Origin of the sequence: Pseudomonas sp. NPDC090203 (genome assembly GCF_044746765.1) — a bacterium.
Lineage (GTDB): Bacteria > Pseudomonadota > Gammaproteobacteria > Pseudomonadales > Pseudomonadaceae > Aquipseudomonas > Aquipseudomonas putida_AD.
In genome coordinates, this window is the sequence record NZ_JBIVCV010000007.1 from 198,245 (window position 1) to 212,276 (window position 14,032).

The following is a 14,032-nucleotide window of genomic DNA, read 5'->3' on the forward strand; positions in this document are numbered from 1 at the left end:
AGTATGAGGGTGAGCAGCGCCCGCATAGACTTTCAGCTTACGATACATGTCGCGACCCAGCGGGTTCTTAGGCAGCATGCCTTTGACCGCGGTCTCGATCACGCGCTCAGGAGCTTTGGCGATCAGCTTTTCAAAGTTGATCGACTTGATCCCGCCCGGGAAACCGGAGTGAGAGTAGTAGATCTTGTCGGAGGTTTTGGCACCAGTAACGCGGATCTGCTCAGCGTTGATCACGACGATGTAGTCGCCGGTGTCAACGTGCGGAGTGTATTCCGGTTTGTGCTTGCCACGCAGACGGCTCGCGATTTCAGTGGCCAGACGACCCAGGGTCTGACCAGCAGCGTCGACGACGAACCAGTCGCGCTTTACTGTTTCCGGTTTAGCGGTAAAAGTTTTCATTCTTTATAGCCTCAAAGGCCGCCTGAAAAAATAGACGGCGGAGCATACTCGATAGTACGGTCTTTGACAAGTCAAAGGCCGCCGGGCACGAACGCTATAGGGGGCTCGGGTCAGCGCGTTCGATCGCAGCGGTGTCTTGGTCGCGGGGCATCACTCCCGTGACGAAGAGCTGCGGAATTATGCAGATTGCGAAAAAAATTTCAACCTGCTTTTATGGCTCTTTTGATCAGGAGAGCCACATGGACTATCGCCAACTGGGCAGAACCGACCTCAATGTCAGCGCCATCTGCCTGGGCACCATGACCTGGGGCGAGCAAAACAGCGAGTCCCAGGCCTTTGCCCAGATCGAACGCGCCAAGGCGGCAGGTATCAATTTCATGGATACCGCCGAGATGTATCCCGTCCCGCCGAAGAAAGAAACCTATGCCAGCACCGAGACCATCATCGGCAACTGGTTCAAGAAGAACGGTGACCGCGCCGACTGGATCCTGGCCAGCAAGATCGCCGGCCCCGGCAACGGCATCGACTACATTCGCGACGGCCAGCTGAAATTCAACCGCGACCATATCGTTGCGGCCGTGGACGCCAGCCTCAAGCGCCTGCAGACCGACTACCTGGACCTGTACCAGTTGCACTGGCCGGAGCGCAGCACCAACTTCTTCGGCAAGCTGGGCTACAACCATTCCGAGGAATACTTCACGCCGTTGCTGGAAGTGCTCCAGGCGCTGGACGAACAGGTCAAGGCCGGCAAGATCCGTCACGTCGGGCTGTCCAACGAAACCCCATGGGGCACGATGAAGTTTCTCGCTGAATCCGACACCCACGGCCTGACCCGCCCGGTGTCGATCCAGAACCCGTACAACCTGCTCAACCGCAGCTTCGAGGTGGGTCTTGCGGAAGTCGCCATTCGCGAGCAGTGCGGCCTGCTGGCCTACTCGCCGCTGGCGTTTGGCATGCTCTCGGGCAAATACGCCAATGGCGCCCGTCCGGCCCATGCGCGCCTGAGCCTGTACAGCCGCTTCACCCGCTATTTCAACCCGCAGTCCGAAGCGGCCTGCGCCCGTTACGTAGCGCTGGCACAGCAGCACGGCCTGGACCCGGCGCAGATGGCCCTGGCGTTCGTCACCAGCCGTGGGTTCGTGACCAGCAACATCATTGGCGCGACCACCCTCGAACAGCTCGACAGCAACCTGGCCAGCGCCGAGCTGGTGCTGTCCGAAGAAGTGCTGGCCGGGATCGAGGCGATTCACAAGGATCAGCCGAACCCCGCGCCTTGACGCAATACCCTTGTAGGAGCGCGCTTGCCCGCGACGGCGGCGTGTCAGTCAGCATCACTGTCTCTGACACACTGCGGTCGCGGGCAAGCGCGCTCCTACAGGATTGGCGTTGCATTGGCGTTGGCGTTGCGTTGGCGTCAGAGTGAACGGGCGATGATCTCCTTCATGATCTCGTTGGTCCCCGCATAAATCCTTTGCACCCGCGCATCGGCCCAAGCCCGTGCAATCGGGTATTCCCACATGAAGCCATAGCCGCCGTGCAGTTGCACGCATTCATCGAGCACCTTGCATTGCAGGTCGGTGGACCAGTACTTGGCCATCGCCGCCGTCGGCACGTCCAGCTTGCCCTCCAGATGAAGTTCCAGGCAGCGGTCGATGAAAGTCCGACCGATCTGCACTTCGGTGGCGATTTCAGCCAGCTTGAAGCGGGTGTTCTGGAAATCGGCAATCGCCTGACCGAACGCCTTGCGCTCGCGGGTGTAGTCCAGCGTCCACTGCAACGCAGCCTCGGCCGAGGCAATCGCGCCGATCGCGACGGTCAGGCGCTCTTGCGGCAATTCCTGCATGAGGTAGGCGAACCCCATCCCGGCCTGGCCCAACAGGTTTTCCTTGGGCACTCGTACGTCCTGGAAGAACAATTCCGACGTGTCCTGCGCCTTCATGCCGACCTTCTCCAGGCGCTTGCCCTTCTCGAAGCCCGGCGTGCCCGCCTCGACCAGGAACAGACTGGTGCCCTTGGCGCCCGCCTTGGGATCGGTCTTGGCGACCACGATCACCAGGTCCGCCAGAAAGCCATTGGTGATGAAGGTCTTGGAACCGTTGATGACGTACTCGTCGCCGTCCAGCACAGCGGTGGTCTTCACCCCTTGCAGGTCGGAGCCTGCGCCCGGTTCGGTCATGGCGATGGCCGTGACCAGCTCGCCGGAGACCATTTTGGGCAGGTATTTGAGCTTCAGGGCCTCACTGCCGTAATGCAGGATGTAGGGGGCGACGATGTCCGAGTGCAGCGAGAATCCGATGCCGGTCAGGCCCAGGCGGTAGATCTCTTCGATCACCACGGTGGTGTAGAGAAAATCCGCCGCCATGCCGCCGTAGGCTTCCGGCAGGTGCGAACACAACATGCCCTGCTCCCCCGCGCGGTTCCACAGGCTGCGATCCACGTGCCCCTGCTTCTCCCATTGCGCATGGAACGGCGCGGCGTGCTGTTCGAGGAACTTGCGCACGCTGTCGCGGAAAAGCTCGTGCTCGGAGCTGAAAAGCGTTCTTGGAAGCATGGGACACCTTGGCCTTGAGGGATTGTCGGACACTGCGAGTTCCAGAGCCTATGCCGTGCCGATTGACTTCAACACTGGACACATCCGACAAAAAATAAGACGATCACGCCGTTGCATGACCACTTTCCCTTATAAGAACAACAGATTATGTCTATTCAGCAAACCGTGCCGTTGCGGCGCGTCAGCATCCTCGCGATCGACGGGATCTTCGCTTCCACCCTCACCCAGGCCAAGGACTTCTTCCACCTGGCCAGCCTGCGCTACGGCAAGCAACTGGGACAGGGCCTGAAGGCCGCGTTCGAAACCCGTCTCGTCAGCCCTGACGGGCAACCGGTGCGCAGCTTCAGCGAAGTCGTGCTGCCGGTGGACGGCGCCCTCGAAAACGCCGACATCATCATCCTGCCCGCCTTCGTCGACAACTTCGACACCCTGCGCCAGCGCTATCCGCAGATTCTGCCATGGCTGCGCGAACAGCACGCCAAGGGCGCGGTGCTGTGTGGCGAAGCCAGCGGCGTGTTCTGGCTGGCCGAGGCGGGCCTGCTCGACGGCAAGGAAGCGACCACCTACTGGCGTTTCTTCAACGAGTTCGCCGAGCGCTTCCCTAAAGTCCTGCTCAATCAGGAAAAGCACCTGACCGACGCTGACAACCTGTATTGCGCAGGCGGCACCATCTCGGCGTGCGACCTGTACATCTACCTGATCGAGCGCTTCTGCGGTCCCAACGTCGCGCAGACGGTAGCGCGGGACATTCTCTATGAAGTGCAGCGCAGCTACGCGCCGGGGCGAATGGGGTTCGGTGGGCAGAAGCTGCACCAGGACGTGATCATCCTGCAGATCCAGCACTGGCTCGAAGAGCACTTTGCCGACAAGTTCCGCTTCGAGGACGTGGCCCGCGAGCATGGCATGAGCATTCGCAATTTCATGCGCCGCTTCCAGACCGCCACCGGCGACAAGCCGCTGCATTACCTGCAACGCCTGCGCATCGAGACGGCCAAGGGCTTGCTGTCAGGCTCGCGCAAGAGCATCAAGACCATCAGCTACGAAGTGGGCTACGACGACGCCAGCTTCTTCGCACGGCTGTTCCGGCAACACACCGACCTGTCGCCCAACGAATATCGGCAGCAGTTCCAGCAGGCCGCCTGAACAGCCTGTAGGAGCGCGCTCGCCCGCGACGGCGTTCTGTCAGCCAAAGCTTCATCGCCTGACTGGACGCTTTCGCGGGCAAGCGCGCTCCTACGGACGGTGGCGATCTTTCGGGTACCAACACACATCCCGTAGCAGTCCGGCTTGCCGGCGTCGGCGATCATACGGACGCCGACGCCGGCAAGCCGGACTGCTACTTGAGGCTTGTGCGCCCGTTAAGGCTTGTGCGCCCGGGACAGGAACTCGTGGGACTGCATTTCCAGCAGACGGCTGAGCGTGCGCTGGAATTCGAAGTTCAGGCGGCCGCCCGAATACAGGTCCTTCAGCTCGACTTCCGCCGAGATGATGAGCTTGACGTTGCGGTCGTAGAATTCGTCGACCATGTTGATGAAGCGGCGGGCGATGTCGTCGGTGGCAACGCTCATCTGCTCCACGCCGCTGAGCAACACGGCGTGGAAGATCTTGCCCAGCTCGATGTAGTCGTTCTGGCTACGCGGGCCATCGCACAGTTCACGGAATTCAAACCAGGCCACGTCATCGCAGGTACGCAGGGCCTTGATCGGACGATTCTCGATCATCAGCACGTCGTTCTCGACCGCCTGGGTGCATTCCGGAGTCAGTGCACGGAAGCTCTTGCGCAGGCTTTCGTGGGCGACTTCGTTGAGCGGGAAGTGGAACAGCTCGGCCTGTTCCAGATGACGCAGGCGATAGTCCACGCCGCTGTCGACGTTGACGATGTCGGTGTTCTGCTTGATCAGCGCAATGGCCGGCAGGAAGCGCGCACGCTGCAGGCCGTCCTTGTAGAGGCCGTCCGGCACAATGTTCGATGTCGCGACCAGGGTCACGCCATTCTTGAACAGCTCTTCCATCAGCGTGCCCAGGATCATGGCGTCGGTGATGTCGGAAACGAAGAATTCGTCGAAGCAGATCACCCGCGCTTCGCCTGCGAATTGCTTGGCGATCAGGGTCAGCGGGTTCTTCTCGCCCTTGAGGTTTTTCATTTCCTCGTGCACGCGCTTCATGAAGCGGTGGAAGTGCGTGCGCATCTTGTCCTGGAACGGCAACGCTTCGAAGAAGGTGTCCACCAGGTAGGTCTTGCCACGGCCCACACCGCCCCAGAAATACAGGCCCTTGATGACCGTCGCATCTTTCTTGCCGAACAGTTTGCCGAACAGGCCCGGCTTGCTTTCGTGGGCCGCGACCAGATCGTCGTACAGGCGCTGCAGATGACGCACAGCGTTTTCCTGAGCGGCATCGTGGAAGAATTCAGGTTTCTTGAGGTCGTTCTGGTAGCTTTCTAGGGGCGTCATGGTCTTTAGCTAGGGAGCAAAAACGGGCCGACACTGTAGCGATGGCCCGTTGTAATGGCAATTAATCCTGTTGTGGCGCCAGGGCCAGTTTCAGGGCTTCGATGGCGGCGTCGCGGCCCGCGGCATCGGCGAATGCCGGGCTGTCCGCCACGCACGCACCTTCCAGCCAGACCGTGAACGCGCGGCCTTCTGTCCGAATGTCCAGCTCGCCGCCTTGCTGCAGCTGCTTGGTCACCGCACCGGCTGCCTTGCCGTCGGCGAAGTTGCGCGACAACAGCAGTTGCTCGCCATCGGCCGCCAGCAGACGGAAACGGAAGCTGCCGTCGTCTTCACGGAAGCTGACGAAGCGCGCGCCCTTGCTGGCTTTCTTCTTGGTAGCGGTGACGGTTTGCGTGGTTTCACGGAACGAACGCAGGCCAACCGCTTCGCGCAGCTCGCCCAGGAACGGCGTGGCGATACGGCGGGCCTTCTGCGCACCAGCCAGCAGAATGTCCTCCAGATCGGCCGGACGTTCAATCAGACGATGGTAGTTCTCGCGGGCCTCGCCCAGCTCGCTGTCGAGCAGCTGGAACAGGCGCTGCTTGGCATCGCCCCAACCCAGGCCTTGCAGCAGATCGGCGCGGAATTCGTTGCTCTGCTCCTTGCTGGCGAACGCCTGGTACAGGGTGAACAGGTGCGAGTTGTCCGGATCCTTCGCTTCGCCCGGCAGGCGCGAATCGGTGACGATGCGCGAGATCGCCTCCTTCATCTCCTTGGCGCTGCTGAACAACGGGATGGTGTTGTCGTAGCTCTTGGACATCTTGCGACCGTCCAGCCCCGGCAAGGTCGCCACGCTCTCTTCGATCAGCGCCTCGGGCATGACGAAAAACTCTTTGCCCTTGCCGAACAGGTGGTTGAAGCGCTGGCCGATGTCGCGGGCCATTTCCACGTGCTGGATCTGGTCGCGGCCGACCGGCACCTGATGGGCATTGAACATCAGGATGTCAGCGGCCATCAGCACCGGGTAGCTGAACAGGCCCATGGTGATGCCCGCATCCGGGTCTTCACCGGCTTCGACGTTCTTGTCCACCGAGGCCTTGTAGGCGTGGGCACGATTGAGCAGGCCCTTGCCCGCGACGCAGGTCAAAAGCCAGGTCAGCTCAGGGATTTCCGGGATGTCGGACTGGCGGTAGAAGGTCACGCGATCGACATCCAGGCCGGCGGCCAGCCAGGTCGCGGCGATTTCCAGACGCGAGCGCTGGATGCGCAGCGGGTCATCGCACTTGATAAGCGCGTGGTAGTCGGCCAGGAAGTAGAACGAATCGGCGTCGCTCTGGCGGCTGGCGACGATGGCCGGGCGAATGGCGCCCGCGTAGTTGCCCAAATGAGGCGTGCCGGTGGTGGTGATGCCGGTCAGGATACGAGTGGTCATGGCTAGTCGCTTATTTTGGGTGCTGCGATCAGTTCGAAAGGCGCGGCAGGACCAGATCCTTGAGATCGGTCAGCTTGCCGTGGAAAAAGTGTCCGCATTCTGCCACTTTCAGCAGCTCATGGGGGCGCGAGAGTGCGTCAGACCAGGCATATACCAGTTGCGGGTCGACCACTTCGTCGGTTTCCGGCTGGATCAGCGTCAACGGCCCGTTTTGCGCCAGCGCGCTCGGGTCGGCAATGCGCATGACGGCGGGTGCGACCATGAACAGATGCGCCAGGGTTTCGCCCTTGGCCTCCAGACGCCCGCCCAGGGTTGCCGCGACAAATCCGCCGAAGGAAAAACCGAACAGGGTCATGGGCAGATCGGGGTGTTTTTCACGCAGCCAGGTGGCGGCGGCTTCGGCATCATCGACCTCGCCCTGGCCCATGTCGGAACTGCCGGCACTTTGACCGACGCCGCGATAATTGAAACGCAAGGTAACGTATCCTGCGTCACGGGCTGTGCGCTGCAGGGTAGAAATCACTTTATTGAGCATCGTGCCGCCCTGAACCGGGTTAGGATGGCAGATCAGCGCCACGCCCTTGGCCCCTTCCAGGTCAAGGTACAGGGCTTCGAGTTGGCCCACTGGGCCGTCGATGAATACAGGGGTTTCACGCATGAGCAAGAATGAACTCCGTGACCTTCAATTGGGTCGACTCGTCTAGCTGATTGTCTGTGGCTGGCATGTTGGCGACGCGTCGCCGCTATACAGCGCAGGTTCGAGCCGTTAACGTAAAGCAAAGCCGTTTATAGAGGAAGGACTCGTGGATTACTCGCTCTTAGTTTGGTTGCTGCCGACCATTGCCCTGGTCGCCGGTGTCGCCATCGGTTTCTTCGTGGCGCGTGCGCTGCCCAATGCCGCGCCTAACAGCACTCAGCGCCAGCTGGATGACGTTCAGGAGCGTTTCGACAGGTATCAGAACGAGGTGGTCACTCACTTCAACAGCACCGCGAACCTGGTTCAGAAGCTGACCCAGAGCTATCAGGAAGTCCAGGAGCACCTGGCCGAAAGCGCCAACCGCCTGGCCACCGACGAGTTGACCCGTCAACGTCTGCTGGCCGCCCTGCACCCGGATTCGATCCAGACCCCGCGCGACCGCCTGACCCCGCCACGCACCGCCGCCGAGCCGCCACGGGACTACGCCCCGAAAGCGCCGAACACCCCCGGCATGCTGGACGAGCAATACGGCTTGAAGAAGTAACACTCGCTAAAACAAAAAGCCCGCCCCGGAGAACATCCGCGGCGGGCTTTTTTGTTTGTGGGAGCGAACCCAACCCCGTAGCAGCACGGCTTGCCGGCGGGAGCGATCCTGAGAACGCCCCCGCCGGCAAGCCGTGCTGCTACGGATCGCGGGAGACTGAACCCCGTGTAGGAGCGCGCTTGCCCGCGACTGCGGTCTGTCTGCACCAAAAGGGTTGATTGACACGACGCCGTCGCGGGCAAGCGCGCTCCTACAGAAGCTCTGTGGCACGCAGAAACAAGAAACCCGCCATCGCTGGCGGGTTTCTCGTGAATCGAACAACGCTTAGATCGCGCCGCGAGCCCGCAGCAGATCCAGCACTTGCTTGACGCTTTCCTCGACGCTGAGCGACTGGGTGTCGATCACAAGATCGGCATCCAGCGGCACGTCGTACGGGAAGGACTCACCCGGGATGTTGTCCTTGTCGGCGGCGTACAGGCCCTGTGGGTCGCGTTCGCGGCACACTTGAGGCGAGGCCTGGACGTAGACGGTAATCAGGCGATCATCGCCGATCAGCGCCTTGGCGTTGGAGCGCCCTGCTGCATCGGGGGCGACGAACGCTGCCAGGGTCAGCAGGCCTGCTTCGTTGAACTGGCGCGCCACGTGAGCAGCACGACGCCAGTTCTCGGTACGACCGGCACGGTCCTGCGGCAGGCCTTTGTTCAGGTCGTGACGCAGGTTCTGGCCATCCAGGACGAACACCGCACGACCCATGTCGAACAGCTTGCGCTCGACCGCATAAGCCAGGGTGCTCTTGCCCGCGCCCGACAGGCCGCTGAACAGCACGGTGGCTGGCTGCTGGCCGAAGCGTTGGGCGCGTTCTTCGACGGAGACGTGAGCCAAGGCACCATGATGGTTGCCATGACCCGCCGCGACCGGCTTGGCGATGATCATGCCCGCGGCCACGGTGCCGTTGGTCAAACGGTCGATGACGATGAACGCACCGGTGGTGCGGTTGCTGTCATAGCCGTCCAGCGCGATCGGCGCATCGAGGGAGATTTTCACCCGGCCGATTTCATTGAGTTGCAGTGCGCTGGCAGGGCCTTCTTCCAGCGTGTTCACATCCACACGGTGGGTGATGCTGGCAATCGAGCCCGGCACGTAGGACGTGGCGCGCTTGATGTCGTATTTCTTGCCCGGCAGCATCGGCTCTTCAGCCATCCACACCAGCATCGCGTCGAAGGCGTCAGCCACCTGCGGCACGTTGTCGGCATGCACCAACAGGTCGCCACGGGAGATGTCGATCTCGTCTTCCATGGTCAGGGTCACGGCCTGGCCCGGGCCTGCGTGCTCCAGTTCACCCTCGAAGGTGACAATGGATTTCACGCGGCTGCTCTTGCCCGACGGCAGCACGACCACTTCGTCGCCCTTGTGCACCACGCCACTGGCGAGGGTGCCGGCAAAGCCGCGGAAGTTCAGGTTCGGACGGTTGACGTACTGCACCGGGAAACGCAGGTCGTTGAGGTTACGGTCGCCCGCGATCTCGACGGTCTCGAGGATTTCCATCAGCGACTTGCCGGTGTACCACGGCGAGCGCTCGCTCTTGTTCACCACGTTGTCGCCTTTGAGGGCAGACATCGGAACGAACTCCATGGTGGTCGGCTTGAGCGAAATGCGCTCGGCGAACGTCAGGTAATCAGCCTTGATCTGCTCGAAGACCTGCTCGTCGAAGCCATTGAGGTCCATCTTGTTGATGGCCACCACGATGTGCTTGATGCCCAGCAGCGACGCAATGTAGCTGTGGCGGCGGGTCTGGGTCTGCACGCCATAACGGGCATCGACCAGGATGATCGCCAGGTCACAGGTCGACGCACCGGTGGCCATGTTGCGGGTGTACTGCTCGTGGCCCGGGGTGTCGGCAATGATGAACTTGCGCTTGGAAGTCGAGAAATAGCGGTAGGCCACATCGATGGTGATGCCCTGCTCGCGCTCGGCCTGCAGGCCGTCCACCAGCAGCGCCAGGTCGACGTCATCGCCTGTGGTGCCGGATTTTTTCGAATCACGGGTAATGGCTTCCAGGTGATCCTCGTAGATCATCTTGGAATCGTGCAGCAGGCGGCCGATCAACGTGCTCTTGCCGTCGTCGACGTTGCCACAGGTCAGAAAGCGCAGCATCTCTTTACGTTCGTGCTGGCCCAGGTACGCGAGGATGTCCTCGCTGATCAAATCAGATTGATGACTCATTGCATTCAAGCTCCAAGCTGTAAGCTTCAAGCGGCAAGCTTGTCGGCGTACAGCTAGTTAGAAATTGTGTTGATCAGCCCGCTGAGCATCTTCGAGATCTCACGGGATTCATGAATCCAGTCGTTGGCCAGCTCAGTTGGGAGATATCCAATCTCGCCTGCGATCATCAGTTGTGTGCGCAACTCTGCACAGGAGCCTTTCGCTACATTGAGAAACCAGACCTTTTCCCGGTGTCCTCGGCGCTCCATACCCTCCGCGATATTGGAAGGTATCGAAACACCCGAGCGAGTGATCTGGTCCTTGAACCCGTAGTCGCGGCATCCAGCAAAAGCCCTGAACAACTCAACGGCCAACCGCTTGCTTCTTTGCCAAACCAGCAACTTCTCAAAATCCACTGCGAGCACTCCAAACGCGCCCGCAGAGCAGGCAGCAATCCACAAAACTCAGAAGCTACGCATTCCGCTTCTGGCTTGCAGCTTGCCGCTTGTAACTTGAAGCTTAGAAGTAGCCTTGACGTTTTTTATCTTCCATCGAGCCCGCACCATCGTGGTCGATAACTCGGCCTTGGCGCTCGGAAGTTCGCGTCAGGAGCATTTCCTGGATGATGTCCGTCAGGGTCTCGGCTTCCGACTCGACAGCGCCCGTCAGCGGGTAGCAGCCCAGGGTACGGAAACGGACCTTCTTCTTGACGATGCGCGCCTTTTCCTCGTCGGTCAGGTGCTCGAGGATGCGATCGTCGTCGATCATGATCAGGGTGCCGTTCTTCTCGATCACTTCACGCTCGGCGGCGAAGTACAGCGGCACGATCGGGATGCCTTCAAGGTAGATGTACTGCCAGATGTCCAGCTCGGTCCAGTTGGACAGCGGGAACACGCGGATCGACTCGCCCTTGTTGACGTTGCCGTTGTACACGTTCCACAGCTCTGGACGCTGGTTCTTCGGGTCCCAGCGGTGCTTGCTGTCGCGGAAGGAATACACGCGCTCCTTGGCGCGGGATTTCTCTTCGTCGCGGCGCGCGCCACCGAAGGCGGCGTCGAAACCATGCTTGTCCAGTGCCTGCTTGAGGCCCTGGGTCTTCATGATGTCGGTGTGCTTGGAGCTGCCGTGAGTGAACGGGTTGATGTCCTGCGCCACACCGTCAGGGTTGATGTGGGTGATCAGTTCCAGGCCCATTTCCTCGACCATCTTGTCGCGGAAGCGGTACATCTCCTGGAATTTCCAGCGAGTGTCGACGTGCATCACCGGGAACGGCAGCTTGCCCGGGAAGAACGCCTTGCGCGCCAGGTGCAGCATGACGGCGGAGTCCTTGCCGATCGAGTAGAGCATCACCGGGTTATCGAACTCGGCGGCGACCTCGCGGATGATGTGGATGCTTTCCGCCTCCAGCTGTTTCAGATGCGTCAGTTTGTCGACCATGGTTACTCACGGGATAACGTACTTTTATGGAGAGCCTGCGGGCTCTATCGAACGCCGCACTTTATCATGGGGATTGATTCTAATCAGCGGGCTGGATAGATCGAAACGGTATAACCATATAGCCCGGAATTTGGACGGTCTTTGAAGTCACACCGATCCGTAGCAGCACGGCTTGCCGGCGGGAGCGCTCTCAAGTACGCCCCCCGCCGGCAAGCCGTGCTGCTACGGTCAGACCCGCACATGTCAGATCGGATTCGGGCAATCGATGAACAGGTGTTCAAGGGCAAAGCGCCGCGCCAGATAATCGCCCAGGGCCTGAACGCCGTAGCGCTCGGTCGCATGGTGCCCGGCTGCAATAAAGCTGATGTCGTTCTCGCGGGCGCTGTGGAAAGTCTGCTCGGACGCCTCGCCACTGAGGAAAAGATCGACCCCGGCCGCAATCGCCTGGTCGATGTACCCCTGCCCGCCTCCAGTGCACCAGCCCACCCGACGAATCACCTCACTGCCTTCTATAAGCAGCGGCTCGCGACCCAGGGCACTTTGCACGCGGTGGGCGAAGTCGCGGGGTGTCATGGGCTCCGACAGCGATCCCACCAGGCCGATGATGCGAGGGTTCTCCGGGTCCAGCGGTCCCTCGACGGTGATGTCCAGTTGCCGCGCCAGTTGCACGTTATTGCCGACCTCCGGGTGCAGATCCAGCGGCAGGTGATAGGCCAGCAGGCTGATGTCGTGCTTGAGCAGGGTCTTGAGACGGCGCTGTTTCATGCCGGTGATGCAGGGGTTCTCACCTTTCCAGAAGTAACCGTGGTGGACCAGGATCAGGTCCGCATTGGCCTCTACTGCCGCGTCCAGCAAGGCCTGGCTTGCCGTCACGCCGGAAACGATCCGGCTCACCTGCGGACGCCCCTCGACCTGCAGACCATTGGGGCAATAGTCCTGAACGCGAGCGCTCCCCAGGTAGCGGTCCGCTTCGTCGACCAGAGTGCTCAGGGCAACAGCCATAAAAGTCTCCTAAATATGCAGTTCAGACCGCACAGGTCCTCGTATAATGCCCGCCATTATGGCGCAGACAAGCCCGTTCGACGGTTCGAATGTTCTGCGTATCAACCTTCAGGACTCTGCTAAATGTTCAAAGCGCTGCGTTTTCTCGGCTGGCCATTGCTTGCTGGTGTGCTTATCGCTTTATTGATTATCCAGCGCTATCCGCAGTGGGTCGGCCTGCCCAGCCAGGACGTCAACCTGCAGCAGGCGCCCCAGACCGCCCTGATCCAGCAGGGCCCGGTCTCCTACGCTGACGCGGTGAGCAGCGCGGCGCCTGCGGTGGCCAACCTGTACACGACCAAGATGGTCAACAACAAGCCTAACCATCCGTTGTTCGAAGACCCGCAATTCCGTCGTTTCTTCGGCGATAACCTGCCCAAGCAGCGGCGCATGGAGTCGAGCCTCGGTTCGGCGGTCATCATGAGCCCGGAAGGCTATCTGCTGACCAACAACCACGTGACGTCCGGCGCCGACCAGATCGTGGTGGCGCTCAAGGACGGTCGCGAAACCATCGCACGCATCATCGGCAGCGACCCGGAAACCGACCTGGCGGTGCTGAAGATCGACCTGAAGAACCTGCCGTCGATCACCCTCGGCAGCTCCGACAGCATCCGCATCGGCGACGTCGCGCTGGCCATCGGCAACCCGTTTGGCGTCGGCCAGACCGTCACCATGGGCATCATCAGCGCGACGGGCCGCAATCAGCTCGGCCTGAACACTTATGAAGATTTCATCCAGACCGACGCCGCCATCAACCCCGGCAACTCGGGCGGCGCGCTGGTGGACGCCAACGGCAACCTGACCGGGATCAACACGGCGATTTTCTCCAAATCCGGTGGTTCACAGGGCATCGGTTTTGCGATCCCGACCAAGCTTGCGCTGGAGGTGATGAAGTCGATCATCGAGCATGGCCAGGTGATTCGTGGCTGGCTGGGTATCGAAGTACAGCCTTTGACCCAGGAGCTGGCTGAGTCCTTTGGCCTGAAAGACCGCCCCGGCATCGTGGTGGCCGGTATCTTCCGCGACGGCCCGGCGCAAAAGGCCGGTTTGCAGTTGGGTGACGTGATCCTGAGCATCAACGGCGAGCCGGCCGGCGATGGTCGCAAATCGATGAACCAGGTGGCACGCACCAAGCCGTCTGAGAAGATCGCGATTCAGGTGATGCGTAACGGCAAGGAATTGAAGTTGATGGCAGAAGTGGGCCTGCGCCCGCCACAAACCCCAGCGCCTGCGGCAGAGGATTGATTCGCAGCCATAAAAAAACCGCCGATAAGGCGGTTTTTTCATGCGGGCAATA

General features: G+C 60.9%; 13 protein-coding genes. 4 read left to right on the plus strand and 9 right to left on the minus strand.

The window, feature by feature from the left end; all coding sequences use genetic code 11:
- Nucleotides 1-399 (minus strand): 50S ribosomal protein L13 (gene rplM, locus ACIPO9_RS14370; RefSeq protein ID WP_400781609.1); only part of this gene is annotated, 399 nt, incomplete at its 3' end.
- A gap of 239 nt (nt 400-638) precedes the next feature.
- On the opposite strand from rplM, the gene ACIPO9_RS14375 reads away from it, so the two are divergent.
- Entirely contained in the window at nt 639-1,676 is a 1,038-nt protein-coding gene (locus ACIPO9_RS14375) for an NADP(H)-dependent aldo-keto reductase (protein ID WP_400781611.1), read from the plus strand.
- A 137-nt stretch (nt 1,677-1,813) separates the two neighbouring features.
- Here the strand turns inward: ACIPO9_RS14375 and ACIPO9_RS14380 are convergent, their stop codons facing one another.
- Nucleotides 1,814-2,950, minus strand: coding sequence for an acyl-CoA dehydrogenase family protein (locus ACIPO9_RS14380; protein ID WP_400604805.1), 1,137 nt, complete (start codon nt 2,948-2,950; stop codon nt 1,814-1,816).
- Between the two features lie 246 nt (nt 2,951-3,196).
- On the opposite strand from ACIPO9_RS14380, the gene ACIPO9_RS14385 reads away from it, so the two are divergent.
- Nucleotides 3,197-4,093 (plus strand): GlxA family transcriptional regulator, encoded by an 897-nt coding sequence (locus ACIPO9_RS14385; protein WP_400605197.1) that lies wholly within the window; start codon nt 3,197-3,199, stop codon nt 4,091-4,093.
- Nucleotides 4,094-4,308: 215 nt separating this feature from the next.
- Here ACIPO9_RS14385 and zapE read toward each other — a convergent pair whose 3' ends face one another.
- The 3 genes from zapE to ACIPO9_RS14400 all read right to left on the minus strand — a co-directional run bounded on the left by zapE (nt 4,309) and on the right by ACIPO9_RS14400 (nt 7,472).
- Entirely contained in the window at nt 4,309-5,403 is a 1,095-nt protein-coding gene (gene zapE / locus ACIPO9_RS14390) for a cell division protein ZapE (protein ID WP_274136817.1), read from the minus strand.
- Nucleotides 5,404-5,464: 61 nt separating this feature from the next.
- Nucleotides 5,465-6,814 (minus strand): tryptophan--tRNA ligase, encoded by a 1,350-nt coding sequence (locus tag ACIPO9_RS14395; protein ID WP_400781613.1) that lies wholly within the window; start codon nt 6,812-6,814, stop codon nt 5,465-5,467.
- Nucleotides 6,815-6,842: 28 nt separating this feature from the next.
- Nucleotides 6,843-7,472: an alpha/beta hydrolase gene (locus ACIPO9_RS14400; RefSeq protein ID WP_400605199.1), complete on the minus strand. Its 630-nt coding sequence runs from the start codon at nt 7,470-7,472 to the stop codon at nt 6,843-6,845.
- Between the two features lie 145 nt (nt 7,473-7,617).
- Here ACIPO9_RS14400 and ACIPO9_RS14405 point away from each other — a divergent pair, with 145 nt between their 5' ends.
- Nucleotides 7,618-8,055 carry a YhcB family protein gene (locus tag ACIPO9_RS14405; RefSeq protein ID WP_274136812.1) on the plus strand — a complete coding sequence of 146 codons (438 nt, stop codon included), beginning with the start codon at nt 7,618-7,620 and terminating at the stop codon, nt 8,053-8,055.
- A 324-nt stretch (nt 8,056-8,379) separates the two neighbouring features.
- Here ACIPO9_RS14405 and cysN read toward each other — a convergent pair whose 3' ends face one another.
- The 4 genes from cysN to ACIPO9_RS14425 form a co-directional block, all read right to left on the minus strand.
- Nucleotides 8,380-10,278, minus strand: a complete 1,899-nt coding sequence (gene cysN, locus ACIPO9_RS14410) for a sulfate adenylyltransferase subunit CysN (RefSeq protein WP_400604810.1) — start codon at nt 10,276-10,278, stop codon at nt 8,380-8,382.
- 53 nt (nt 10,279-10,331) lie between these two features.
- Nucleotides 10,332-10,673: a four helix bundle protein gene (locus ACIPO9_RS14415; protein WP_400781615.1), complete on the minus strand. Its 342-nt coding sequence runs from the start codon at nt 10,671-10,673 to the stop codon at nt 10,332-10,334.
- A 103-nt stretch (nt 10,674-10,776) separates the two neighbouring features.
- Nucleotides 10,777-11,694 carry a sulfate adenylyltransferase subunit CysD gene (gene cysD, locus ACIPO9_RS14420; protein ID WP_400604812.1) on the minus strand — a complete coding sequence of 306 codons (918 nt, stop codon included), beginning with the start codon at nt 11,692-11,694 and terminating at the stop codon, nt 10,777-10,779.
- A 243-nt stretch (nt 11,695-11,937) separates the two neighbouring features.
- A complete protein-coding gene (locus ACIPO9_RS14425; RefSeq protein WP_400781618.1) occupies nt 11,938-12,696 on the minus strand; it encodes a Nif3-like dinuclear metal center hexameric protein in 759 nt (252 codons plus the stop codon).
- 123 nt (nt 12,697-12,819) lie between these two features.
- Between ACIPO9_RS14425 and algW the strand changes: the two genes are divergently transcribed.
- A complete protein-coding gene (gene algW, locus ACIPO9_RS14430) occupies nt 12,820-13,980 on the plus strand; it encodes a Do family serine endopeptidase AlgW (RefSeq protein ID WP_400604816.1) in 1,161 nt (386 codons plus the stop codon).
- Nucleotides 13,981-14,032: the final 52 nt, after the last annotated feature.

Excerpts from the sequence above, each read along its gene's own strand:
- zapE (WP_274136817.1), bottom strand. The coding sequence starts at position 5,403 with ATGACGCCCCTAGAAAGCTACCAGAACGACCTCAAGAAACCTGAATTC.
- ACIPO9_RS14395 (WP_400781613.1), bottom strand. The coding sequence starts at position 6,814 with ATGACCACTCGTATCCTGACCGGCATCACCACCACCGGCACGCCTCAT.
- cysN (WP_400604810.1), bottom strand. The coding sequence starts at position 10,278 with ATGAGTCATCAATCTGATTTGATCAGCGAGGACATCCTCGCGTACCTG.
- cysD (WP_400604812.1), bottom strand. The coding sequence starts at position 11,694 with ATGGTCGACAAACTGACGCATCTGAAACAGCTGGAGGCGGAAAGCATC.
- ACIPO9_RS14380 (WP_400604805.1), bottom strand. The coding sequence starts at position 2,950 with ATGCTTCCAAGAACGCTTTTCAGCTCCGAGCACGAGCTTTTCCGCGAC.
- ACIPO9_RS14375 (WP_400781611.1), top strand. The coding sequence starts at position 639 with ATGGACTATCGCCAACTGGGCAGAACCGACCTCAATGTCAGCGCCATC.
- algW (WP_400604816.1), top strand. The coding sequence starts at position 12,820 with ATGTTCAAAGCGCTGCGTTTTCTCGGCTGGCCATTGCTTGCTGGTGTG.
- ACIPO9_RS14425 (WP_400781618.1), bottom strand. The coding sequence starts at position 12,696 with ATGGCTGTTGCCCTGAGCACTCTGGTCGACGAAGCGGACCGCTACCTG.
- ACIPO9_RS14400 (WP_400605199.1), bottom strand. The coding sequence starts at position 7,472 with ATGCGTGAAACCCCTGTATTCATCGACGGCCCAGTGGGCCAACTCGAA.